At 32.2% G+C, this 21,980-nt stretch carries 17 protein-coding genes and 3 pseudogenes; 10 read left to right on the top strand and 10 right to left on the bottom strand.

Annotation, left to right across the window (positions count from 1 at the left end; translation table 11 throughout):
• From PG912_RS11925 to PG912_RS11880, 10 genes and pseudogenes are all read right to left on the bottom strand, one after another.
• The gene (locus tag PG912_RS11925) at positions 1 to 1,968 is read right to left on the bottom strand and encodes a protein-disulfide reductase DsbD family protein (RefSeq protein WP_275687711.1); all 1,968 of its coding nucleotides are present in this window, start codon (positions 1,966 to 1,968) and stop codon (positions 1 to 3) included.
• A 26-nt stretch (positions 1,969 to 1,994) separates the two neighbouring features.
• Positions 1,995 to 3,308 (bottom strand): tRNA lysidine(34) synthetase TilS, encoded by a 1,314-nt coding sequence (gene tilS, locus PG912_RS11920; protein ID WP_275687710.1) that lies wholly within the window; start codon positions 3,306 to 3,308, stop codon positions 1,995 to 1,997.
• A gap of 17 nt (positions 3,309 to 3,325) precedes the next feature.
• The gene (locus PG912_RS11915; RefSeq protein ID WP_275687709.1) at positions 3,326 to 4,147 is read right to left on the bottom strand and encodes an alpha/beta hydrolase; all 822 of its coding nucleotides are present in this window, start codon (positions 4,145 to 4,147) and stop codon (positions 3,326 to 3,328) included.
• A gap of 4 nt (positions 4,148 to 4,151) precedes the next feature.
• Positions 4,152 to 4,385: a hypothetical protein gene (locus tag PG912_RS11910; protein WP_275687708.1), complete on the bottom strand. Its 234-nt coding sequence runs from the start codon at positions 4,383 to 4,385 to the stop codon at positions 4,152 to 4,154.
• A gap of 5 nt (positions 4,386 to 4,390) precedes the next feature.
• Positions 4,391 to 5,310, bottom strand: a pseudogene (locus tag PG912_RS11905) (sterol desaturase family protein).
• Between the two features lie 33 nt (positions 5,311 to 5,343).
• Positions 5,344 to 6,666: an anthranilate synthase component I family protein gene (locus tag PG912_RS11900; RefSeq protein WP_275687707.1), complete on the bottom strand. Its 1,323-nt coding sequence runs from the start codon at positions 6,664 to 6,666 to the stop codon at positions 5,344 to 5,346.
• A 64-nt stretch (positions 6,667 to 6,730) separates the two neighbouring features.
• Positions 6,731 to 9,274 (bottom strand): sodium-translocating pyrophosphatase, encoded by a 2,544-nt coding sequence (locus tag PG912_RS11895; protein WP_275687706.1) that lies wholly within the window; start codon positions 9,272 to 9,274, stop codon positions 6,731 to 6,733.
• 117 nt (positions 9,275 to 9,391) lie between these two features.
• Positions 9,392 to 9,919 carry an inorganic diphosphatase gene (locus tag PG912_RS11890; RefSeq protein ID WP_275687705.1) on the bottom strand — a complete coding sequence of 176 codons (528 nt, stop codon included), beginning with the start codon at positions 9,917 to 9,919 and terminating at the stop codon, positions 9,392 to 9,394.
• Between the two features lie 102 nt (positions 9,920 to 10,021).
• Complete coding sequence (locus tag PG912_RS11885; protein ID WP_275687704.1) at positions 10,022 to 12,550, bottom strand: DUF5686 and carboxypeptidase-like regulatory domain-containing protein; 2,529 nt, start codon at positions 12,548 to 12,550, stop codon at positions 10,022 to 10,024.
• A 72-nt stretch (positions 12,551 to 12,622) separates the two neighbouring features.
• Positions 12,623 to 13,607 (bottom strand): annotated as a pseudogene (locus tag PG912_RS11880) (pyruvate dehydrogenase complex E1 component subunit beta).
• Positions 13,608 to 13,821: 214 nt separating this feature from the next.
• Between PG912_RS11880 and PG912_RS11875 the strand changes: the two are divergent.
• From PG912_RS11875 to PG912_RS11830, 10 genes and pseudogenes are all read left to right on the top strand, one after another.
• Positions 13,822 to 14,562 carry an electron transfer flavoprotein subunit beta/FixA family protein gene (locus tag PG912_RS11875; protein WP_275687703.1) on the top strand — a complete coding sequence of 247 codons (741 nt, stop codon included), beginning with the start codon at positions 13,822 to 13,824 and terminating at the stop codon, positions 14,560 to 14,562.
• A 70-nt stretch (positions 14,563 to 14,632) separates the two neighbouring features.
• Positions 14,633 to 15,586, top strand: a complete 954-nt coding sequence (locus tag PG912_RS11870) for an electron transfer flavoprotein subunit alpha/FixB family protein (protein ID WP_275687702.1) — start codon at positions 14,633 to 14,635, stop codon at positions 15,584 to 15,586.
• Between the two features lie 144 nt (positions 15,587 to 15,730).
• Positions 15,731 to 16,339 (top strand): bifunctional nuclease family protein, encoded by a 609-nt coding sequence (locus PG912_RS11865; protein WP_275687701.1) that lies wholly within the window; start codon positions 15,731 to 15,733, stop codon positions 16,337 to 16,339.
• Between the two features lie 13 nt (positions 16,340 to 16,352).
• Positions 16,353 to 18,092 carry a NupC/NupG family nucleoside CNT transporter gene (locus tag PG912_RS11860; RefSeq protein WP_275687700.1) on the top strand — a complete coding sequence of 580 codons (1,740 nt, stop codon included), beginning with the start codon at positions 16,353 to 16,355 and terminating at the stop codon, positions 18,090 to 18,092.
• Positions 18,093 to 18,126: 34 nt separating this feature from the next.
• Positions 18,127 to 18,486: a four helix bundle protein gene (locus PG912_RS11855; protein WP_275687699.1), complete on the top strand. Its 360-nt coding sequence runs from the start codon at positions 18,127 to 18,129 to the stop codon at positions 18,484 to 18,486.
• 35 nt (positions 18,487 to 18,521) lie between these two features.
• Positions 18,522 to 19,346 (top strand): thymidylate synthase, encoded by an 825-nt coding sequence (locus PG912_RS11850; protein ID WP_275687698.1) that lies wholly within the window; start codon positions 18,522 to 18,524, stop codon positions 19,344 to 19,346.
• A gap of 62 nt (positions 19,347 to 19,408) precedes the next feature.
• Positions 19,409 to 19,594 carry a hypothetical protein gene (locus PG912_RS11845; protein ID WP_260587006.1) on the top strand — a complete coding sequence of 62 codons (186 nt, stop codon included), beginning with the start codon at positions 19,409 to 19,411 and terminating at the stop codon, positions 19,592 to 19,594.
• 20 nt (positions 19,595 to 19,614) lie between these two features.
• Positions 19,615 to 20,103 carry a dihydrofolate reductase gene (locus PG912_RS11840; RefSeq protein WP_275687697.1) on the top strand — a complete coding sequence of 163 codons (489 nt, stop codon included), beginning with the start codon at positions 19,615 to 19,617 and terminating at the stop codon, positions 20,101 to 20,103.
• Positions 20,104 to 20,180: 77 nt separating this feature from the next.
• Positions 20,181 to 21,073: pseudogene (gene gldA, locus PG912_RS11835) on the top strand (gliding motility-associated ABC transporter ATP-binding subunit GldA).
• A 13-nt stretch (positions 21,074 to 21,086) separates the two neighbouring features.
• Positions 21,087 to 21,926 carry an alpha/beta hydrolase family protein gene (locus tag PG912_RS11830; protein ID WP_275687696.1) on the top strand — a complete coding sequence of 280 codons (840 nt, stop codon included), beginning with the start codon at positions 21,087 to 21,089 and terminating at the stop codon, positions 21,924 to 21,926.
• The last annotated feature ends 54 nt before the right edge of the window (positions 21,927 to 21,980 follow it).

The raw sequence follows: 21,980 nt of genomic DNA, 5'->3' as shown, positions 1-21,980 counted from the left end.
TTATTTTTTATTAAAGGTGTCTAATCCAGTTTTCAACCAATCATAATAGGCTGCATGACCAGAATACTGTTGAGGCGAATTTAGAAGTTCTAAATCTGGACTCATTAAAATATAAAATGGTTGCGATGCTGTTTTAAAATTAGCAACTTGTAACGTAGCCCATTTATCACCATAAGTTCTAATTCTTTTTACTTTACCATTTGGCTTAATAAAATCGAATTGCTCTTCTTCAGGTAATTGTCTTTCATGATCATCTACATATAATGATATTAATACATAATCATCGTTAATTATAGAATAGATGTCTGGTTTAACCCAAATGGTTTCTTCCATTTTACGACAGTTAACACATGCCCATCCTGTAAAGTCTAATAAAACTGGTTTGTTAACAGACTTTGCATAAGCAATTCCTTCTTCAAAATCCTTAAAACAATTTAATCCTAACGGACATTTGTTGTCTTTTTTATAAATACTATGAAATTGAGGTGGTGCAAATCCACTTAATAAAGCATTTTGATCCCATGTTGGTTTTTGCATAACTCCTGGAGCTAAATATATAGCTAAAGCTAAAGAACCAATACCAAGTAATACTCTAAAGAAAGTAAGTTTACCATATTTCTTTCCGATAAATCCGAATAAGTATAAAGCTGTTAAAAATGATATTAACACCCAAATACCAATAAAAATCTCTCTTTTTAATAAGTCCCAATGACCTACTAAATCTGCATTAGATAAGAATTTAAAAGCAAATGCTAATTCTAAGAATCCTAAAAATACTTTTACAGTGTTTAACCATCCACCAGATTTAGGTAAAGAGTTTAACCATCTTGGGAACATTGCAAATAAAGCAAAAGGTAATGCTAATGCCAAACCAAAACCAATCATACCTGCTGATAATTGCATTGCGCCTCCATCGCTACCTAACGAACCTGCTAGTAGCGAACCTAAAATAGGACCAGTACAAGAGAAAGAAACAATAGCTAACGTTAATGCCATAAAGAATACCCCTATGATACCACCGATGTTTGAAGCGCTATCCGCTTTGTTACTCCATGAACTAGGTAAAGTTAATTCATAAAATCCGAAGAAAGACCCAGCAAAGAAAATTAATACTGTAAAGAAAAATAAGTTTAACCACATGTTTGTAGAAATACTATTTAAAATTTCAGGATCTAAAGTGTCTAAATAATGAAAAGGTAAGCTCAATAATCCGTAAATTAACACGATAAAGAAACCATATAATAAAGCGCTTCCAATTCCTTTACCTCTTTTTTCACTGTGTTTTGTAAAGAAAGATACAGTTAAAGGTACCATTGGAAAAACACAAGGAGTTAAGAAAGCTAATAAACCACCTACAAATCCTAATAAGAAAATGTTTAATAAAGTATCTCCTTCTCCTTCTTCAGAAGATTTCTCTGTAGTGCTCTTTAGTAAAGCTGTGTTTTTTAAGTTTAAATTTAACGACTGTGATAATGATTGACTCTTGTCATCAACTTCAACAACAGTTTGTACAACTTCTCCACCAGTTAATGAGAAAGTAAAATCTTCGTCAAAAGGTTGACAATATTCTTTACAAGCTTGTGCGTCTAAATTAAGTGTTATTTGAGTTAAACTAGTGTCTGAAATTGTAATTCGTTGTACTAATCTTCCTTCATCTACGAAAAAAATCTCGTCTTTTCCCCATATCTCACTATATTCAGTTTCTGTTTCAGCTTCTTTAGCTTTTCCGTTAAGTGTATAGCCAGTTTGTCCTTCTGCAGGAGAAATTGTCATTGGTAAAGAGGCGTCTTCAGGATTGTACTGTGAGTATAGATGCCAGTCTTCTGCGATTTCTATATCGAAAATTAAATCGTATTCTGTATCCGAAATTTTTTCAACGGTAGGTGTTACTACAATAGGATTATCATCCGATTGAGAGAAAACCGTTAAACCGATGAATAACAAAAAAAGAGTATAGAGTTTTTTCATTCGAGTTAGTTTATAAGGGGTTGTTTTTAATTAGTTATTCTTAATAATTGTGTTGTTTTATTTGAAGGTAAAAAGCGTTTGTCTTGACGTTTTCCTATAATCCAAATAATTTCATCATCTTTTGAGCAAAGCAACCACGTGTTGTTTTTATCAAAAAGTGATAATTTTTCGTCTTTAAAATACTTGCTGACTTTCTTTTTTCCTAACATTCCTGTGGGATAAAAGTAATCGCCTGCTTTTCGTTTTCTAATGACGAGGGGGTAATTTAACAAATTTTTATCAACAAAAATACAATTTATGTCAATAATTGTGTTTTTGAGGGCATTTTCGAATAATAAATGAATCGGTTTTGTTATCCTTTTTTCATCATTACAGATGATAACTCTTTCATTTTCAGTGGTATCTTCTTTATTCGTTGGTAAAAGTAGTAAAAAATCTCTATCTTTTAATAAAGTATATGAATTTGTTGTTATTTTCTTACCTGACTGGGCATAAATTAAATTGTAAACATCGTTCCATTCTGTAAATTTATACGCTTTTAAAAGTTGAAATAAATAAGGTTTAGGATCGGATAATTTGAGAAGTTCTAGAATATTTACCTTTAATAGATCACCTTTTTTACTAAGTATTTTAGAAGATACTTCTGCTATTCGGTCAGTAACAATTTGCTGAGATTGCTTAAGAAATTCAGTTGTTTTATGATGTGTTTTTAATAAGCTAGGGTTTAATTCTTTTAAAAGCGGCACAATTTGATGTCTTATCTTATTTCTGATGTATTTTACTTCAGAATTACTAGCGTCTTCTCTCCATTGAATGTTATTGTCTGTGGCGTATATTTCTATTTGTTCTCGTGAAAAATTTAATAAAGGTCGCACGATTTTTCCGTTTACAGCTGGGATACCTGTCAAACCATCTAAACCTGTTCCTCGGGTTAAATTGATTAAAAAAGTTTCTAGATTGTCATCAGCATGATGGCCTGTTAAAATATAATCGAAATTATTTTCTTTAATCAATTCATCAAACCAGTTATATCGAAGTTTTCTAGCAGCTATTTGGGTCGATAATTTATTTTCTTTAGCGTATTTAGATGTTTCAAATAGTACTGAGAAAAAAGGAATGTTTAGTTTATTTGCTAGTTCTTTAACAGACAGTTCATCTAAATTACTATCTTCATCTCTTAGCTGAAAATTACAATGTGCTAAAGAAATAGTAAAGTTTAATTGATGTAATAAATGTGTTAAAACAACGCTGTCAATTCCTCCAGAGATTGCAATTAAGAGTTTTTTTTCTTTTAAAAACGAAAAATGAGTATCAATATGTTCCGCTAATTGTTGCAGCATTTTAGAACCTATATTTTTTATAGTTGATTATTTAACCAGTTAACAATGTCTTGCATCATTTCTTCTTTACACAAATCATGTTGTAGCTCGTGGTAACCGCCTTCATAAAGTTTTAAGCTTGCTTTTTTTGTTGCATTGGCAAAAGCTTCGGTTCCTTTATAGTCGATAATTTTATCGCCAGTACCATGTAATAATAACATTGGCTTTTTTAAAGTTGATGCGTTTTCAATAGCCCATTCACCTGAATCAATAAATGATAAAGAAAAATTTGGACTAATTTTATCATGCACTAACGGATCGTTAATGTATTTTGCTACTTCAGTTTTATCTCTCGAAACATCATTTGCATCTAATTCGTTTCCTAAAGTAATTGAAGGAGCAATTTTTTGCATCATTTTACCTAAAGAAAGTTTCCATGCTGGCGGATCAAAAGCTAATTTAAGCATTGGGCTAGTGGCAATGATTCCTGTTAAGTCATTTTCTTTACGAAGGGTATAGTTTATAACTGCGTTTCCGCCCATAGAATGTCCGTATAAAAAGATTGGTTTATCTCCGAAGACTTCTTTTGCTTTTATAATTAATTTTGATATACTTTCTAAAACAGTATCAAAACCAGGATTATGACCTCTTTTGCCGGTAGTTTTTCCGTGACCAAAATGATCAAAAGCAATAACACCAAAGTTATTATCTGTTAGTTTTTTAGCAACATGTTGGTAACGACCAGAGTGTTCTCCCATTCCGTGAATAATAACCACCACAGCTTTTACGGTTTCGGGTTGCCAAAACTGACCAAAAAAAGTAGTTTTATGGTAATCGAAATTAAATTCTTGATGTGTCATAGTTTTATTGTTTTTGTAACCATATTCTTATTTCTTTTCGCAAAGAAACTTCGGGTTTTGGTAACGGAATTGTTTTTCCAAATTGCTTACCTCTCTTAAATTTAGAAAATGTAATTTTATGTTGTTTCCAAGCTTCAGGATACAATTCTAAAAATTTATTGAAAAAACTTTGTTCGTTTAAGTTTCCTTCTATTTTAGGAAGTACTTCTTTAAATTTTTCTTCTTGATCTATTATCATTACTCCTATTTTTTTTGAGCGATAAGTTTTCGCATCTCTTTAACACTAATCGTACTTCCGTCATGACTCCATCCCGGAGGCCAAAAATATACATAAATTTATGAATCCAATTACTAGATTTTTTGGTGTCGTTAAAAATATCTTTGTATTCATGGGTTAAAATTACCCAAGGGTTATATGAGTTAGGCGCATGTGTTACACCATATTCAATATCAATTTCTTCATCTAATTCTTTCCACGTACCAAATATTCTATCAAAAATGTTTAAAAACCCACCATGATTTTTATCCATGTATTCAATATTCTTTGCGTGGTGTACTTGGTGCATTGTATGCGTGTTAAAAATTACATCAATATATTTAATTTTTGATATATAAACCGAATGTAATTGAAATTGCCATAAAGCTTCAATACCTAAACAAACAACAACCATCTCTGGCGGAAAACCAATTGCAGGAAGCCACATATAAAAAAAAGGTTTGTATAAAATGGTAAACCAACCGTTACGAACAGCGGTTCCTAAGTTAAAGTTATCCGAAGAGTGATGTACAATATGTGCTGCCCATAAAAAACGAACCATATGATTTTGTCTGTGAAACCAGTAGTAACTAAAATCATCTAATAGTTGGCAAATAATCCAAACATACCAAGCGTAGTCAAATGATTCCCAGCCCATAATATTGGTGCGAACTCCGTTTACTAAAGGATTAAAAACTTCAAATACATAATTAAAGATAATAATTGCTGAAATTGTTTTGATTAAAGGTGCAATAATAGCAGAGCCAATTCCCATTGTTAAGCTAGCAGCAAAATCTTTCCAATTATAAAGGTCTTTTTTATTATGTGTTTTGCTATAGGTAAGTTCTAGTAAAATAAGCCCTAAAAAACAAGGAACACCATAAACTAATGGATTTGTAAAATTCATTTATTTTTTGATATTAGGGCTCAATATAGTGAACTACTTTGAGTTTAATAGCACATATTTCATTGCTTTCGCCTTTAATAAGCATTCTTCATATTCTTTTTCGGGAGTTGACTTGGCTGTAATTGCGCCACCAACTGAATATGAAACGTATTTTTCGTCAGCATTATATAAAATACTTCGGATGATAACATTAAAATCGAAATCATTGTTTGGCGTAAAATAACCGATGGTTCCCGAATATAATCCGCGTTTTGTTTCTTCTAATTCTTCAATGATTTTCATGGCTGATACTTTCGGAGCTCCCGTCATGCTACCCATCGGAAACGTATCTTTAATAACATCAACAGGATGTGTGGTTGTTGCTATTTCTGATACTATGGTAGATATCATTTGATGCACTTGTTTAAAAGAATGCACTTTGCAAAGCTCTTCAACAATAACACTTCCTTTTTTTGCAGTTTTTGATAAATCATTGCGAACCAAATCTACAATCATCACATTTTCTGCTCGTTCTTTTTCGTCGCGCGACAAATCGAAAGCTATTTTATCATCTTCAATAACATCGATTAATCGTTTTGCGGTACCTTTAATAGGTTGTGATATAATTTTTGTTCCTTCTTTTTTTAAATACCTTTCGGGTGTTGCAGATAATAAATACAAGTTTTCGTGTCTGAAAAAAGTAGCAAAAGGTGGTTCAGATATGTCGTTTAAATGCGTGTATATTTTATAAGGATTGATATTGGTATTTTCAGCATAAAATTCTTGACAGAAATTAGCTTCATAAATATCGCCTCTATGAATATGGTTTAAAACTTTTGATACTTTTTGATGGTACTCATCTTTGTGAATACGAAGTTTTATTTTGATTTTTTCTTCTTCTGATGGTTTTTCGATTTCAGCAGAATTAATATAAAGGTTCGTTTCTAAGATGTCATTAAAATCCTCTTCTAACTCATCATCTATCATTTGTAAATAATGAAATTCCACTGTATTTCCTTTAATGAAAATTAATTTTTGAGGTTGAAAAAAATATAAATCAGGAAAGTGAAGTCCATCAAAATTAGTGGATCGTAGTTTTTCAACGTCATTTTTTACATCATAAGAAATATAGCCAAAAAGATAATCTTTAGTATATGATTGATATTCTTTTAGTTTGTCAAAAGCATTATGAGCATCCGTTTTTATTGATGTAAACTCATCTGCAGCCAAACAACAATCAAACGAAGAATATTTTTGCTCGTAATTATTAGAATCCAACCAAATAGCAGTTTCAAACTGTTTAGACCAAGCAAATAGTTTTTGCTTAAATTCTTTTGGGTTATCTATTTTAAAATCAGATTGGGTTCTTTTAGACATCTTACAAAAATAAGAAACCCGATAGAATATAACTATCGGGTTTCTATAAAATATAGTTGTTAAATTATTTTACTTCTTCAGCATCTACCGTTATTTCTTTAACGATTTTATTAGCTTCCTTCGTAACATTAATATTAATTTTCTCTCCGCTGTTTTCAAAAGTTTTTATTTTCTTTTTCACTTCCTCTAAAGTTCCTTCTATAACTTCTTCTTTTGTAATTTCTTCTCCGTTCTCGTTTGTAGCTGTTGTGATTATAGCCTTTGCGGTTCCGTCATCATTTTTGCTAATATCCACTTTTATAATTTTACTGATTTCATTTTTAATTACGGTTGTTTTACCGTCATCATCAGTATAGGTAACATTTTTGAGTTCAACTTTAACCGTTTTACCATCTTTTGTGATAGTAATATCTTCGGAATGAGAATTTGTATCAATATTGTGTCCACCTAAAATAGGAGCAATTACCAAACCAATTAAGCAGGTAAGTTTAATTAAAATATTCATTGACGGACCAGAAGTGTCTTTAAAAGGGTCACCCACCGTGTCACCAGTAACGGCTGCCTTGTGAGCATCCGAACCTTTATAAGTCATTTTTCCATTGATTTCTACTCCAGCTTCAAAAGATTTTTTAGCATTATCCCAGGCGCCACCAGCATTGTTCTGAAATATTGCCCAAAGCACCCCCGAAACTGTAACACCAGCCATGTAACCACCTAACATTTCGGCAATCGCTAAATTATTCATTCCGAATAGCATTGGAACAAAGGCAATAATTAAAGGGAATCCGATTGTTAATAATCCTGGTAACATCATTTCTCTTAAAGAAGCTTCCGTAGAAATTGCGACACATTTATCGTATTCTGGTTTCCCTGTACCTTCCATTATTCCTGGAATATCTTTAAACTGACGTCTTACTTCTTGTACCATTTCCATGGCAGCTTTACCAACGGCATTCATCGCTAAAGCGGAAAAAACAACGGGAACCATCCCACCAACAAATAACATTGCTAAAACAGGTGCTTTAAAAATATTAATTCCGTCTATTCCTGTAAAGGTTACATAAGCAGCAAATAAAGCTAACGATGTTAATGCGGCAGAAGCAATTGCGAAACCTTTACCTGTTGCGGCAGTTGTATTACCTACGGCATCTAAAATATCTGTACGTTCACGTACAATTGGTTCTTGTTCGCTCATTTCTGCAATTCCACCAGCATTGTCTGCAATTGGTCCGAAAGCATCAATTGCTAACTGCATCGCAGTAGTTGCCATCATTGCAGAAGCAGCTAATGCTACTCCGTAAAATCCTGCGAAAGCATAAGATGACCAAATTGCGGCAGCAAATAATATAACAGAAGGGAATGTAGAAATCATACCTGTTGCTAAACCAGCAATAATATTTGTTCCGGCTCCTGTAGATGATTGTTGTACTATTTTTAAAATAGGTGATTTTCCTAAACCTGTATAATATTCGGTTACTGAAGAAATAACAGCACCAACAACTAAACCAACCAATGTTGCGTAAAATACTCTCATTGATGAGATCTCTTGTAAACCTTCACCAAAGAATTCCATTTGCATGTTTTCTGGAAGCATCCATTTACATAAAACAAAACAAGCGATTGCTACTAAACCAATAGAAACCCAGTTACCTAAGTTTAAGGCGCTCATTACTTGAGATTCTTTAGCATCATTACTTTTAATTTTCACCAACATGGTTCCTATCATCGAAATTATAATTCCGATACCCGCAATTGCCATTGGTAATAATATATAGCCAATTCCGCCAAAGGCATCAGAAATACTTCCGCCCATATCTTTGATAACATAATTACCTAAAACCATTGCAGCTAAAACCGTTGCAACATACGAGCCGAATAAATCGGCTCCCATACCCGCAACGTCACCTACATTATCACCTACATTATCGGCAATAGTAGCAGGGTTACGTGGGTCATCTTCTGGAATACCAGCCTCAACTTTACCTACTAAATCGGCACCAACATCGGCAGCTTTTGTATAAATCCCTCCACCGACACGAGCAAATAGCGCAATGCTTTCTGCACCTAAAGAGAAACCAGCTAAAGTTTCAAGAACAATCGTCATATCCATAGTGTTTGTCCAAACACCTCCCATAAAGAAGTAGAAGAAAGCAATAAAGAATGTGGTTAATCCCAAAACGGCTAATCCGGCAACGCCGAGTCCCATTACAGTTCCGCCTCCAAAAGAAATTTTAAGGGCATTAGGTAGGCTTGTTTTTGCAGCTTGTGTAGTTCTTACATTTGTTTTGGTTGCTATTTTCATTCCCATGTTTCCTGCGAAAGCAGAAAAAATAGCACCACAGATAAATGCGATTACAATTAAATAACTTGTTGTTGGAACAAAGTAGGCTACAATTGTGAGTAAAACACTAACGATAATTACAAAAATTGTTAATAGTTTATATTCTGCATTTAAGAAAGCTAAGGCACCTTCGTAAATATGGTCAGAAATTTCTTTCATTTTCCCATCACCAGCATCCTGTGTCATTACCCATTTTTTCTTAACAAGCATGTAAAGTAGTCCTGTTACAGCAGCTACAATTGGCATCCAAATCATTATTGATTCCATATATTTTATGTTTTATTAGTTAATTGATGTTCGTAAATATAACGAAATCAGCGACTAAACAAAAAACCTCTCAGAATGTTCTGAGAGGTTTTGGTAATTTATATAGAATTTTACTGATTAAATAGTAAAATCTCCGTTTGTTTTATGCTCGCTGTTTTCGTAACGTTCGATACACTTATCTAAGATTTCATAAGCTTCGTTTGCGTCTCCCCAGCCACCAACATCTACTTTTTTCTTTTCTAAATCTTTATAAACTTGAAAAAAGTGAGTAATTTCTTTTACTTGGTGAGGGTTCATATCTTTTAAGTCGTTTAATTGACTCCAGATAGGATCAGAAACAGGAACACAGATGATTTTTTCATCTTGCCCTTTTTCATCTGCCATATGGAAAACACCGATAGGTTTTACTTCCATAACACACATAGGAAAAGTTGGTTCAGCACCTAAAACTAATACATCTAATGGATCGTCATCTAAAGCTAAAGTTTCTGGAATGAAACCGTAATCTCCAGGGTACATCATTGATGAGAATAACATTCTGTCGAAACGAATTTTTCCTAAGTCAAAATCGTATTCGTATTTATTTCTACTCCCTTTAGGTATTTCAATTAAAACATCTACTGTTTTTCTTTCTTTTGAAGTCATATATCTTTCTTTTCTTCGTTTCTAAAATTCGGATTGCAAAAATAGTAATTTATTAGTGTTTTATCCTTAAAAAGAATTATTATTTTATTGTTAAATCAATGATTATAAGCCTGGTTTAATTCCGATACGTATTGCAAATTTTGGAGAGGGCGGAACTATTGAGCCTGCAGGTGGTTTATAATTACTTCTCCAAATAGCATCAATACGTAAAAAACGTAAGTTACCATAACCTATATTTTCAAGACCAACACTATATTCATAATACACCTTGTTAGGTGTGTTGTAGTTAATATTTGCAGCACCACTACTATTTATTAAGCCATCATTAATAGCTCTATTTTCTTTTGATATTGTTCCGTATGCAGCTCTAAAAGTAACTAAGCTACGTAGTTTTAATTTCTTTAATAAAGGGATTCGGTTTAAGATGAATCCGTTAAAATGCTGCTCGAAATGTGTTGCTAAATAAGCATCAGTTACAAAATCATAATAATTTAATAAAGCAAATGTATTTTTCGTTAAAGACAATGTTTGGTTGGCAGGTATTACATCTAATAAAGAAACAGGTACTGTTCCAAAAGTTTTTCCTGCTTCTAAAGTCGCGTCTAAAATTCCGAACTTACTTAAAAGAATAGGCTGGTTATATTTGAATTGTAATTTGTCGTAGGTATGAGTTCCGTTAAAAAGTCCTTTGTAACCTCTGCGATAATTTAGTACTATCGTAGGGAATATGTTACGACCAAAACGTCTTTCAACCCCTAATCCGTATACAAATCTACCTGGAGTATAAGAAACATAAATATCAGAAGCGACATCAGTTACTTGTGATTGGACATTTCTAGCTTTGTCAAGATAGTCCATAGAGAAATTCTTGGGAGAAGCAGATTGTATTTTTGCATGCGAAAAATTTATTCCGGCATGTAAATTGTTTTTGATTTGATAATCAAAATTTGTAGCCACTTTTTCTACCTTGGATAAGAAAAAATTATCTCCTCTAGAAAATAAAGCATCGGTACCAAAAGTAGTTCCTAAAAGTTGTGTGGTGTTTAGTAAAGAACTTCCAAGTTGTTCTATGTCTTTTTGATATGCCAATCCAATAGCTATTCTTGGTTGATAAGATAAAAGATAACGCCCTTCAATACCGTATTTTAATTTTTTGTCTTTAAATCCATAAGCTAAATGTCCGCCTAAACGAAAACGATCATCTTTTGATTTAAAGGTTTTAAAACCAGCTTTAGTTCTAAAGCCTTCTACTTGATTGTTTGCAAAAATGGTCCATAAAGATCCAAATTGAACTCCCCATTTAGTATTTACATATCCGCTTGCAAGGGTGTTTATTAAACCAGTAATGTTCTTTATTTGTTTTTTCTCCTTTACCTCTTCTATAAGTTTATATGTTGAATTAATATCGTTATTTTCTTTTGATTCCCAGTAGGCAGCTTCCTTTTTATATTGGTCTGGTCTTATTTTTACAACTTTTTGAGTGTAAAAATCAGAAGGGAGAGGTTTGTCTAATATATATTTGTCAAAAAGAATCGTTTTCTTAATTGTTAGTCCTTTATTACTTTCGTTCTTGTCAAGAAATGTAAAATCTCCTTCATATGCATTTTTAATAGGAAGATATATACTGTCATTTCTTACATCAAATTCTTTTTCAAAAGATAAGCCTCTAACAAAGTTTAAGTTGATGCTTTTATGAACCTTCATTTTTAATTTCTTAATAGAAAACGTTTTGTCTGCTACCCAAAAATTTCCTTGAAAGGCTAAATCACCATCTCTAATAGGGAAAAAATAAATATTGTATAGCTTTTTGTCGTTTTTAACAATGCTATCATAAAGTACGTAATCATAAGTTGCAAAACCATCTGTAGATAATGGACTAACGAAAGATTTTCTTAATAAAGTGATGTTGTTTTTAAAGACATCTATATTTTGAAAAGTATTTGACATGCGGTCAAAAACAAAGCCTTGAGCACCTAGCCCGTCTGCCTTTTCTGCTTCTATATCTTCCCTAATATTGTTGTTTTTGTTATCTCCGTATATGCTTGCAATTTGTTCGTTTAAAAAAATAGGGATGTAGTAATTAATTCCATCACTATCATATTTTACTTTTTCAATAGTCTTCTGGTAATCATCTTTGAAAATTCTTTTTAAGAAAAGGGTATCTAAATTATTAAGACCAATTTCAATGGTTGTATGCTTTTTATATTGATAATGATTAACTAAGTCAAGTCCGTTTTTCCTCTTTCTCTTCCAAATTTCTTTTAAAATTCGATACGCTGGATTTTCTTTTTTCTTCAACCTTTTTTTAGGTTTCGAAACAATTATTACTTCTTCTAGTTCGTTAGTGCCTTCTTTAAGAGAAATGTTTAGGTATTTAGTTTTCTGATTTACTTTTACAGTTTGTGTTTGAAAACCGATAAAAGAGACTTCTAGTGTACCTCTATATTTTTTTGTTTTTAAAAAAAAAGAACCATCATCATTGGTTGTTGTTCCGTGTGTGGTGTTTTTTAAAAAAACATTAACAAAAGGCATTGGGTTGTTAAATTCGTCAACAACTTTACCTTTTAAAGTGAGCTGAGCACATAAAGAACTGGTAATGAGTATTAGTAATATTGATAGCGTATTTTTCATTTTTTTATTACTAGAAAATCCCTTTGACATGTGTCAAAAGGATTTTAATTTCTATTCAATTTCTATTTTCTATTACTTATTAATGTATAAAACATCTTTTACAGCTTTAACAACATCACTTGCATTTGGTAACCATTCTTCTAATAACACAGGAGAATATGGTGCTGGTGTATCTGCAGTGGTAATTCTTTTAATAGGGGCATCTAAATAATCAAAAGCTTCATCTTGTATTCTAAAAGTAATTTCTGAAGAGACACTTCCAAAAGGCCATGCTTCTTCTAAAATCACCAATCTATTTGTTTTCTTTACTGATTCTAGGATTGTTTTATGATCCATCGGGCGAACTGTACGTAAATCAATAACTTCAATAGAAATTCCTTCTTTAGCTAATTCATCAGCAGCTTTGTAAGCTTCTTTAATAATCTTACCAAAAGAAACAACGGTTACATCTGTTCCTTCTCTTTTAATATCGGCAACACCAATAGGTATAATATATTCACCTTCAGGAACCTCCATTTTATCACCATACATTTGTTCTGATTCCATAAAAATTACTGGATCATCATCACGAATAGCTGCTTTTAATAAACCTTTTGCATCGTATGGATTTGAAGGTACAATTACTTTTAAACCAGGAGTGTTTGCAAACCAGTTTTCAAAAGCTTGCGAGTGAGTTGCTCCTAATTGACCAGCAGAACCTGTTGAAGCCACGAAAAACAATAGGACAATTAAATTGACCACCACTCATTTGGCGAATTTTAGCAGCGTTATTGATAATTTGATCAATACCAACTAAAGAGAAATTAAAGGTCATGTATTCAACAATAGGGCGATTTCCGTTCATTGCAGATCCAACTGCAATACCACCAAAACCTAATTCAGCAATAGGAGTATCAATAACTCTTTTTTCACCGAACTCGTCTAACATTCCTTTTGAAGCCTTATAAGCTCCGTTATATTCAGCTACTTCTTCACCCATTAAGTATATGCTTTCATCTCTTCGCATTTCTTCACTCATAGCTTCGCAAATAGCCTCTCTAAATTGTATTGTTTTCATACGTTATATTAGTAGTTGTTTATCAAGACAGCAAAAATAATAAAAATACAAATAACAAATAGGTTTTTAACTTAAACAAATCGGTAGTCAGAATTACTACGTATAGCTACTAAAATATAAGAAGGGTAAAAAATTTACTATGCATGCATAGTAAATTTTAAAAAAAAGACGTAACTTCGTCGCTCAAAATTAAGTTTCTTAAAAATAACAATATATGAAAATATTAGTTTGTATTAGCCATGTACCTGATACTACTTCAAAGATTAACTTTACTGAAAACGATACAAAGTTTGATACTAATGGAGTTCAGTATGTTATAAATCCTTATGATGAGTTTAGTTTAACTCGCGCAATGTGGTTTAAAGAAAAACAAGGTGCTAGTGTAACAGTTGTAAATGTTGGAGGGGCTTCAACAGAGCCAACTTTACGTAAAGCTTTAGCTATTGGAGCAGATGATGCAATTCGTATAAATGCAGAACCTACTGATGGTTTTATGGTTGCTAAAGAATTAGCTGAAGTTGTTAAAAACGGAGGGTATGATTTAGTTTTAGCAGGAAAAGAGTCTGCAGATTATAACGGTCAAATGGTACCTGGGATGTTAGCTTCTTTGGTAGATTTTAACTTTGTAAATGCTTGTGTAGGTGCTGAAGTAGATGGTACAAATGTAACATTAAGTAGAGAGATTGATGGAGGAGAAGAAAAAGTATTTTCAACTTTACCAATGGTAATTGCGGGTCAAAAAGGACTGGTAGAAGAAAAAGATTTACGTATACCAAATATGCGTGGAATTATGATGGCACGTAAAAAACCTTTAGCTTTAGTAGAGCCTACAGGTGTTGTTGCAAGTACTGCGACTCAAAATTTCGAGAAGCCTGCCGAAAAAGGAGCTGTGAAGTTAGTTGATACTGTTGATGAATTAATCGACTTGTTACACAACGAAGCAAAAGCAATTTAAGAGTAAGATTTAAAATCACGTTGTTACAAAAAGAGTTTTTTTGCTAATAACATTAAAAAAATATAAAAATATGTCTGTATTAGTTTTTGCCGATGCATCGGAAGGAAAATTTAAAAAAACTGCTTTTGAAGTAGTTTCGTACGGAAAAAAAGTAGCTGAACAATCAGGTAGCGATATGGTAGTATTAACTATCAACGGAGGAGATGCTTCTGAATTGTATGCTTACGGAGCAGAAAAAGTAGTTGAGGTTAAAAATGATTTAATGTCGTTTAACGCAAAAGCTTATGCTTCAATAATAAAACAAGTAGCTGAATTAAAATCAGCAAATACAGTAATTATAGATTCTAGTATTGATGGTTTTACAGTAGCGCCTTTAGTAGCGGTAGCTTTAGAGGCAGGATATGCATCTAACGTTGTTGCTTTGCCAACTAGTGTGAGTCCGTTTGTTGTAAAAAGAAAAGCTTTTTCAAATAAAGGATTTAACAATACGGAGATTTCAACAGAGAAAAAAGTAGTTGGAGTAGCAAAGAATTCGTACGGAGCTCATGAAAACGCAGTAAGCGGATCGACAGAGAGTTTTGATGCGGCTTTACCGGAGTTAGGAGTGAAATCAGAAAGTATTAACAAAGCTAGTGGTACAGTAACTATTGCTGATGCTGATATCGTTGTTTCTGCTGGTCGTGGTATGAAGGGGCCAGAAAACTGGGGGATGATCGAAGAATTGGCGACTGTTTTAGGAGCAGCAACTGCATGTTCTAAACCAGTATCTGATTTAGGATGGCGTCCTCATAGTGAACACGTAGGGCAAACTGGTAAGCCAGTAGCTTCAAACTTATATATTGCCATTGGTATTTCTGGTGCAATTCAGCATTTAGCAGGTATTAATGCATCAAAAGTAAAAGTAGTTATCAATACAGATCCTGAAGCACCTTTCTTTAAGGCTGCAGATTATGGTATTGTTGGTGATGCTTTTGAGGTTGTACCTCAATTAGTAGAAAAACTAAAAGCGTTTAAACAAGCATAATTTAATTGGGTAAATTTTCTTTTTATAGAAATTAGAGGTGAACTCATAATTTTTAGTAAATTGTGCCCACTTAAGAAGGCTGTCTAAATTTGAAGCGTAGTGCCTAAAATTAGACAGCTTTTTTGTTATTTATGATAATTGTACATGAGTTTAATTAAACTGACTATTAAGGGGATTTCATATAGCCAAACTCAAAGTGGAGCTTATGCATTGGTGTTAAGTGAAATGGAAGGTACAAGAACGCTTCCTATTATTATTGGAGCTTTTGAGGCACAATCTATTGCAATCGCTTTAGAGAAAGAAATTCGCCCACCAAGACCTCTTACACACGATTTATTTAAAACATTTTCTGATAGATTTTCTATCAAAGTAAGTCAAGTTATTATTCATAAATTGGTTGATGGTGTTTTTCATTCGAGTTTAATTTGCGAGCGAGACGGCGTTGAAGAAATTATAGATACACGTACTTCGGATGCAATTGCTTTAGCTGTTCGTTTTCAAGCACCTATTTTTACATATGAAAATATTTTAGACAAAGCAGGTGTTTATCTTAAAATGGATGAAGAATTAATTATAGAAGAAGATTTAGAATCGGATGATATAGAATTTTCTTTAGAGGAAGAGTTTGAAGAAGCTAAAGGTTATGCGCATTTACAATTAGAGGAATTACACGAAAAATTAAACGAAGCTGTTGCGAATGAAGATTACGAATTAGCAGCAGAAATTCGCGACGAAATAAGCAAACGTTCTTAATATATTAGATAAAATGAAGAAATTATTTACTTTCATAATGCTTTGTGCATCCATATTAACTTTTGGTCAAAGTATAGAGAAAAAGTGGAATTTTTCATCGATTACCACCGATGGTAGCTCGGTAGTTTCTATAAATCCATCAGATGTTTTAAAACTAGCTAAAGGCAATTTTAATTATTCTTTACTAGCGAAAGATAGTTTACAAGCAGTAGGAAATTACATACATCAAAATAACTTATTAATTTTTAACCACAAACAACCAAAAGACACGGTTCGTTATTATAATGTGGTTGAATTAACAGATAATACATTAACCTTATCTGAAAAAAATGTAGTGTATAATTTTACTTCAAAACCAGCAAATGTAATTGCTGTGGCTGAAGAAGTTGTATTAGATACAAATGCAATTGTGCCAAGTCAAGGATTCTCTATGCAGAGTCTATGGCGTGGTATTTTAGGAATGCTTTCTTTATTAGTTATCGCTTTTTTATTTAGCGCAAACAGAAAAGGAATTGACTGGAAAACCGTAGGTATTGGATTAGCGTTTCAATTAGTGATTGCAATAGGAGTTTTAAAAGTCCCTTTTGTACAGGCTATATTTGAATTTATTGGAAAAGGGTTTGTACAGATTTTAGAATTTACAAAAGCCGGAAGTGAATTCTTGTTTAAAGGGTTAATTTCGGATATGAGTACTTTTGGATTTATATTTGCTTTTCAAATACTACCAACCATTATTTTCTTTTCAGCTTTAACCTCTGTGTTGTTTTATTTAGGGTGGATACAGAAATTAGTGAAAGTAATGGCATTATCATTAAGTAAAATCTTGAAAATTTCAGGGGCGGAAAGTTTATCGGTTGCAGGAAATATTTTCTTAGGACAAACAGAAGCACCATTACTGATTAAGGCATATTTAGAAAAAATGAACCGATCAGAAATGTTATTAGTAATGATTGGTGGAATGGCTACTGTTGCAGGAGCAGTTTTAGCAGCTTACATAGGTTTCTTAGGAGGAGATGATGAAATTATGAAGTTGTTTTATGCAAAGCATTTATTAGCGGCTTCAGTTATGGCGGCGCCTGGTGCTATAGTGATTTCTAAAATGTTATACCCACAAACAGAAAAGGTAAATACAGATGTAAAAGTTTCATCTGATAAAATAGGATCTAATATTTTAGATGCTATTGCAAATGGAACAACAGAAGGGTTGAACTTGGCAATGAATGTAGGAGCAATGTTATTAGTTTTTGTTGCTTTTATAGCGATGATTAACGGTATTTTAGGAGGGCTTGGGAGTTTTAATGGGGTTGAGTATTTTGGTTGGAATTTCACTTCGTTAAATGAAGTGATTTCTGTAAATACATCTTATAATGGATTGAAGTTAGAGTTTATTTTAGGATACATTTTTGCGCCATTAATGTGGTTAATTGGTGTAGCAAAAGAAGATATGGCTTTAATGGGACAGTTGTTAGGTATTAAATTAGCGGCAAGTGAATTTGTTGGGTATATTCAATTAGCTGAACTTAAAAATGTAGCAAGCGCAACGCATTTAACATATAATAAATCTATTATTATGGCAACTTATATGTTGTGTGGTTTTGCAAATTTTGCTTCAATAGGTATTCAAATTGGTGGTATTGGTTCATTAGCACCAGGGCAACGTAAAACATTATCAGAATTTGGAATGAAAGCATTAATTGGAGGTACAATAGCTTCTTTAATGTCGGCAACAATTGCAGGTATGATTATCGGATAGTTCTTGGTAAAAGGTAAAAGTAAAAAGGTAAACGATGAGAAATTTTAGAAAATTAGAAGTTTGGAATGAAGCCAGATTGCTAGTTAAAGAAATTTACCTAATTACTTCAAAATTACCCTTAGAAGAAAAATTCGGATTAACTTCCCAAATTAACAGATGTTCAATATCTATAGCAGCAAATATAGCTGAAGGATCGGCAAAAGATTCACAAAAAGATTTTATTCGTTTTTTGCAAATTAGTTTAGGCTCGGCATATGAATTAGAATCTCATTTAATTCTTTGTGGTGACTTGAATTTTTTAAGTGAAAAAGAATTAAATATAACGATTAAAAAACTCCAGGTTTTACAAAGAAGAATATCAGCATTAAAAAAATATAACCAATCTAAACTTTAACCATTAACCATTAACCTAAAACCTTTTACCTTATAATGAAGCAATATTTAGATTTAGTAAAGCACGTTTTAGAAAACGGAAACGAGAAAGGTGATAGAACAGGAACAGGAACAAAAAGTGTTTTTGGTCATCAAATGAGATTTGATTTAAGCGAAGGTTTTCCGATGGTAACCACTAAGAAGTTGCACTTAAAATCGATTATATATGAGTTGCTTTGGTTTATAAAAGGCGATACGAATATTAAATACTTACAAGAAAACGGCGTTAAAATTTGGAATTCTTGGGCTGATAAGAATGGAGATTTAGGACCTGTTTATGGGCATCAATGGCGTAATTGGAATAGTGATGAGATTGATCAATTAAAAGATGTTATTGAAACGCTAAAAACGAACCCGAATAGTCGTAGAATGTTAGTTTCAGCGTGGAATCCTTCTGTAATGCCTGATACTTCAAAATCGTTTTCAGAAAATGTTGCTAACGATAAAGCTGCGTTACCACCATGTCATGCATTTTTTCAGTTTTATGTGGCAGACGGAAAATTATCTTGTCAATTATACCAACGAAGTGCCGATATCTTTTTAGGAGTTCCGTTTAACATTGCTTCATATGCATTGTTTACAATGATGATTGCTCAGGTTTGTGGTTATGAAGCAGGTGAGTTTATTCATACTTTCGGTGATGCACATATTTATAGCAATCATATCGAACAATTAGAATTGCAATTGTCTCGAGAAACGAGAGCATTACCAAGAATGAAAATGAATCCTGAAATCAAAAACATTGAAGACTTTACTTTTGAAGATTTCGAATTAATAGATTACAATCCACACGCCCATATTAAAGGAGCTGTGGCAGTGTAATTTAACTTTATTTTTTATAATTTCTTTACTAACTTTGTAAGAGGAACTAAAAAATATATAAGATGACTACAAATGTTGATGTTTTAAAAGATTCCCTTTACGATAAAATAGCTGATATTAATGACGAAAAAGTTTTAGAAGCAATTAAAACCTTAGTTGATAATATAAAAACGGATGTTTTGGATGAAGCTATTACAAGAAAAAGAGATTTAACAAGTTATATTAAAGAATGGGCAAAAAGCATATAGCCGTTCATTAAATACAATTTATGATTACAATAATTGCTGCAATAGCAAAAAATAATGCTTTAGGAAAAGATAACGATTTAATTTGGCATTTGCCTGCGGATTTAAAACGGTTTAAGAAAGTTACTTCGGGGCATCATATTTTAATGGGGCGTAATACTTTCGAAAGTATTGGAAAGCCATTACCTAATAGAACATCGATTATTATAACCAGGAATAATGATTATTTTAAAGATGGATGTTTGGTAGCAAACTCAATTGAAGAAGCGATAGAATTGTCGAAAAAAGACTCAGATGTTTTTATAATTGGAGGTGCCCAAATTTATAAACAAGCGATCGAAAAGGGATTGGTTGATCAGTTAGATGTTACTATTGTTCATCACGATTTTGAAGCAGATGTTTTTTTTCCAACAATTGATTTAGATGTTTGGAAAGAAATATCTAGAGAAGATTGTAAAGCTGATGAAAAAAATAAATACGATTACAGTTTCGTTTCTTATAAAAGAAAATAAACTTCTCGACTGCGCTCGAAGAAGTACGATAATTTACCTTATTCTGATTTTATTTCAGAACCTCACTTGATAAAAATATGTCGATACAACTTACTTCTATATCTAAAATTTACGGAACGCAAAAAGCAGTGAATGATATTTCTTTTGAAGCAAAAAAAGGAGAGATTGTTGGTTTTTTAGGCCAAACGGAGCAGGGAAATCTACCACGATGAAAATCTTAACCGGATTTATTCAGCCAAGTGAAGGAGCTGTTTTTGTAAGCGAAATAGATGTTGTTAAAAACCCTATTGAAGCACAGAAAAAAATAGGATACTTACCTGAACACAATCCGTTATATTTAGATATGTATGTGCGAGAGTATTTACAGTTTCAAGCATCTTTACATCAAGTTAAAAAAGAAAAACTAGAAACTATTATTCAACAAGTTGGATTATCAGTAGAAGCACATAAGAAAATCAATCAATTATCAAAAGGATATCGTCAAAGAGTGGGATTAGCAGCTGCTATTTTACACGACCCAGAAGTATTAATTTTAGATGAGCCAACTACAGGTTTAGATCCGAATCAATTGGTTGAAATTCGTGAGTTGATAAAAGAGCTTGGGAAGAATAAAACAGTTTTATTATCTACACATATTATGCAAGAGGTAGAGGCGGTTTGCGATCGCGTAATTATTATAAATAAAGGAGAGTTGGTTGTTGATAAACCAATTTCTGAACTTAAAACAAGCAAAGAACAAACAATAAAAGTTACGTTTGATTATAAGTTAGAAGAACAATTTATACAGCGTTTACCAAATATTGTTTATTATAAAAATACGGTAGAAAATAACTGGATACTTACTTTTGAAACATCAGAAGATATGCGCCCAGTAATTTTCGACTTCGCCCAAGAAAACGGATTGAAAATACTTGGTTTAAACACCGAGAATAAAAACTTAGAAAGTCTGTTTAGAGAGTTGACTAGTTAAAATAATTCTCATTATGGAAATCAAAAAGAATATAATTCTAGATAGAGTTGATAAAAAACCTATTTTAATTGATGTATTTTCTTCAAAAGAAAAGAGTAATCAAACGATTGTTATTTTTTGTCATGGTTATAAAGGTTTTAAAGATTGGGGAGCTTGGAATTTAATGGCTGAATATTTTGCTAATGCAGGATTTTGTTTCGTTAAATTTAACTTTTCTCATAACGGAGGAACTATAGAAAACCCCATTGATTTTCCAGATTTAGAAGCTTTCGGGAATAATAACTACACCAAAGAATTGGATGATTTAAACGATGTGTTAGATTGGGTATCTTCTTATTTTAAAGAGAGTGAAAATGTTAACACAAGTACTATCAGTGTAATTGGTCATAGCAGAGGAGGAGGTATTTCAATAATAAAAGCATCAGAAGATGCTAGAATTACAAAACTGGTTACATTAGCAAGTGTAAGTGATTTAGCTAAACGTACTGCTACTGTTGGAGATTTAAAAGAATGGAAAGAATCTGGTGTTAAGTATGTTGTAAACGGAAGAACGAAGCAACAAATGCCTCATTATTATCAGTTTTATAAAGATTTTAAAGCTAATGAAACTCGTTTAAATATTAAATCTGCTGAAGAGAAATTAAAGATTCCACATTTAATCATCCATGGAGATAATGACACTTCAATCTCTATTAATGAAGCAAAAGAACTCAATAAATGGAATATTAATAGTAAACTACAAGTTATTGAAGGAGCAGATCATGTTTTTAATGTAAAACATCCTTGGGATGAAACTCAGTTATCTGCTGAATTAGAAAAAGCAGTTAAGATTATTTTGATTTTTTTGAAATAAGAATTTTGAATATCCATTTCAAGCCATAATTATAATTTTAACGTCATTCCGAAT

Source organism: Tenacibaculum retecalamus, from assembly GCF_027941755.1.
In the GTDB taxonomy this organism is placed as follows: domain Bacteria; phylum Bacteroidota; class Bacteroidia; order Flavobacteriales; family Flavobacteriaceae; genus Polaribacter; species Polaribacter haliotis_B.
Note: the sequence above shows the minus strand (reverse complement) of the source record. Positions and strands in the feature narration are given on the sequence as shown.

What these genes read in the sequence shown, in the direction of transcription:
- PG912_RS11925 (WP_275687711.1), bottom strand. Translation starts at nt 1,968, where the DNA reads ATGAAAAAACTCTATACTCTTTTTTTGTTATTCATCGGTTTAACGGTT.
- tilS (WP_275687710.1), bottom strand. Translation starts at nt 3,308, where the DNA reads ATGCTGCAACAATTAGCGGAACATATTGATACTCATTTTTCGTTTTTA.
- PG912_RS11915 (WP_275687709.1), bottom strand. Translation starts at nt 4,147, where the DNA reads ATGACACATCAAGAATTTAATTTCGATTACCATAAAACTACTTTTTTT.
- PG912_RS11910 (WP_275687708.1), bottom strand. Translation starts at nt 4,385, where the DNA reads ATGATAATAGATCAAGAAGAAAAATTTAAAGAAGTACTTCCTAAAATA.
- PG912_RS11900 (WP_275687707.1), bottom strand. Translation starts at nt 6,666, where the DNA reads ATGTCTAAAAGAACCCAATCTGATTTTAAAATAGATAACCCAAAAGAA.
- PG912_RS11895 (WP_275687706.1), bottom strand. Translation starts at nt 9,274, where the DNA reads ATGGAATCAATAATGATTTGGATGCCAATTGTAGCTGCTGTAACAGGA.
- PG912_RS11890 (WP_275687705.1), bottom strand. Translation starts at nt 9,919, where the DNA reads ATGACTTCAAAAGAAAGAAAAACAGTAGATGTTTTAATTGAAATACCT.
- PG912_RS11885 (WP_275687704.1), bottom strand. Translation starts at nt 12,550, where the DNA reads ATGAAAAATACGCTATCAATATTACTAATACTCATTACCAGTTCTTTA.
- PG912_RS11875 (WP_275687703.1), top strand. Translation starts at nt 13,822, where the DNA reads ATGAAAATATTAGTTTGTATTAGCCATGTACCTGATACTACTTCAAAG.
- PG912_RS11870 (WP_275687702.1), top strand. Translation starts at nt 14,633, where the DNA reads ATGTCTGTATTAGTTTTTGCCGATGCATCGGAAGGAAAATTTAAAAAA.
- PG912_RS11865 (WP_275687701.1), top strand. Translation starts at nt 15,731, where the DNA reads ATGAGTTTAATTAAACTGACTATTAAGGGGATTTCATATAGCCAAACT.
- PG912_RS11860 (WP_275687700.1), top strand. Translation starts at nt 16,353, where the DNA reads ATGAAGAAATTATTTACTTTCATAATGCTTTGTGCATCCATATTAACT.
- PG912_RS11855 (WP_275687699.1), top strand. Translation starts at nt 18,127, where the DNA reads ATGAGAAATTTTAGAAAATTAGAAGTTTGGAATGAAGCCAGATTGCTA.
- PG912_RS11850 (WP_275687698.1), top strand. Translation starts at nt 18,522, where the DNA reads ATGAAGCAATATTTAGATTTAGTAAAGCACGTTTTAGAAAACGGAAAC.
- PG912_RS11845 (WP_260587006.1), top strand. Translation starts at nt 19,409, where the DNA reads ATGACTACAAATGTTGATGTTTTAAAAGATTCCCTTTACGATAAAATA.
- PG912_RS11840 (WP_275687697.1), top strand. Translation starts at nt 19,615, where the DNA reads ATGATTACAATAATTGCTGCAATAGCAAAAAATAATGCTTTAGGAAAA.
- PG912_RS11830 (WP_275687696.1), top strand. Translation starts at nt 21,087, where the DNA reads ATGGAAATCAAAAAGAATATAATTCTAGATAGAGTTGATAAAAAACCT.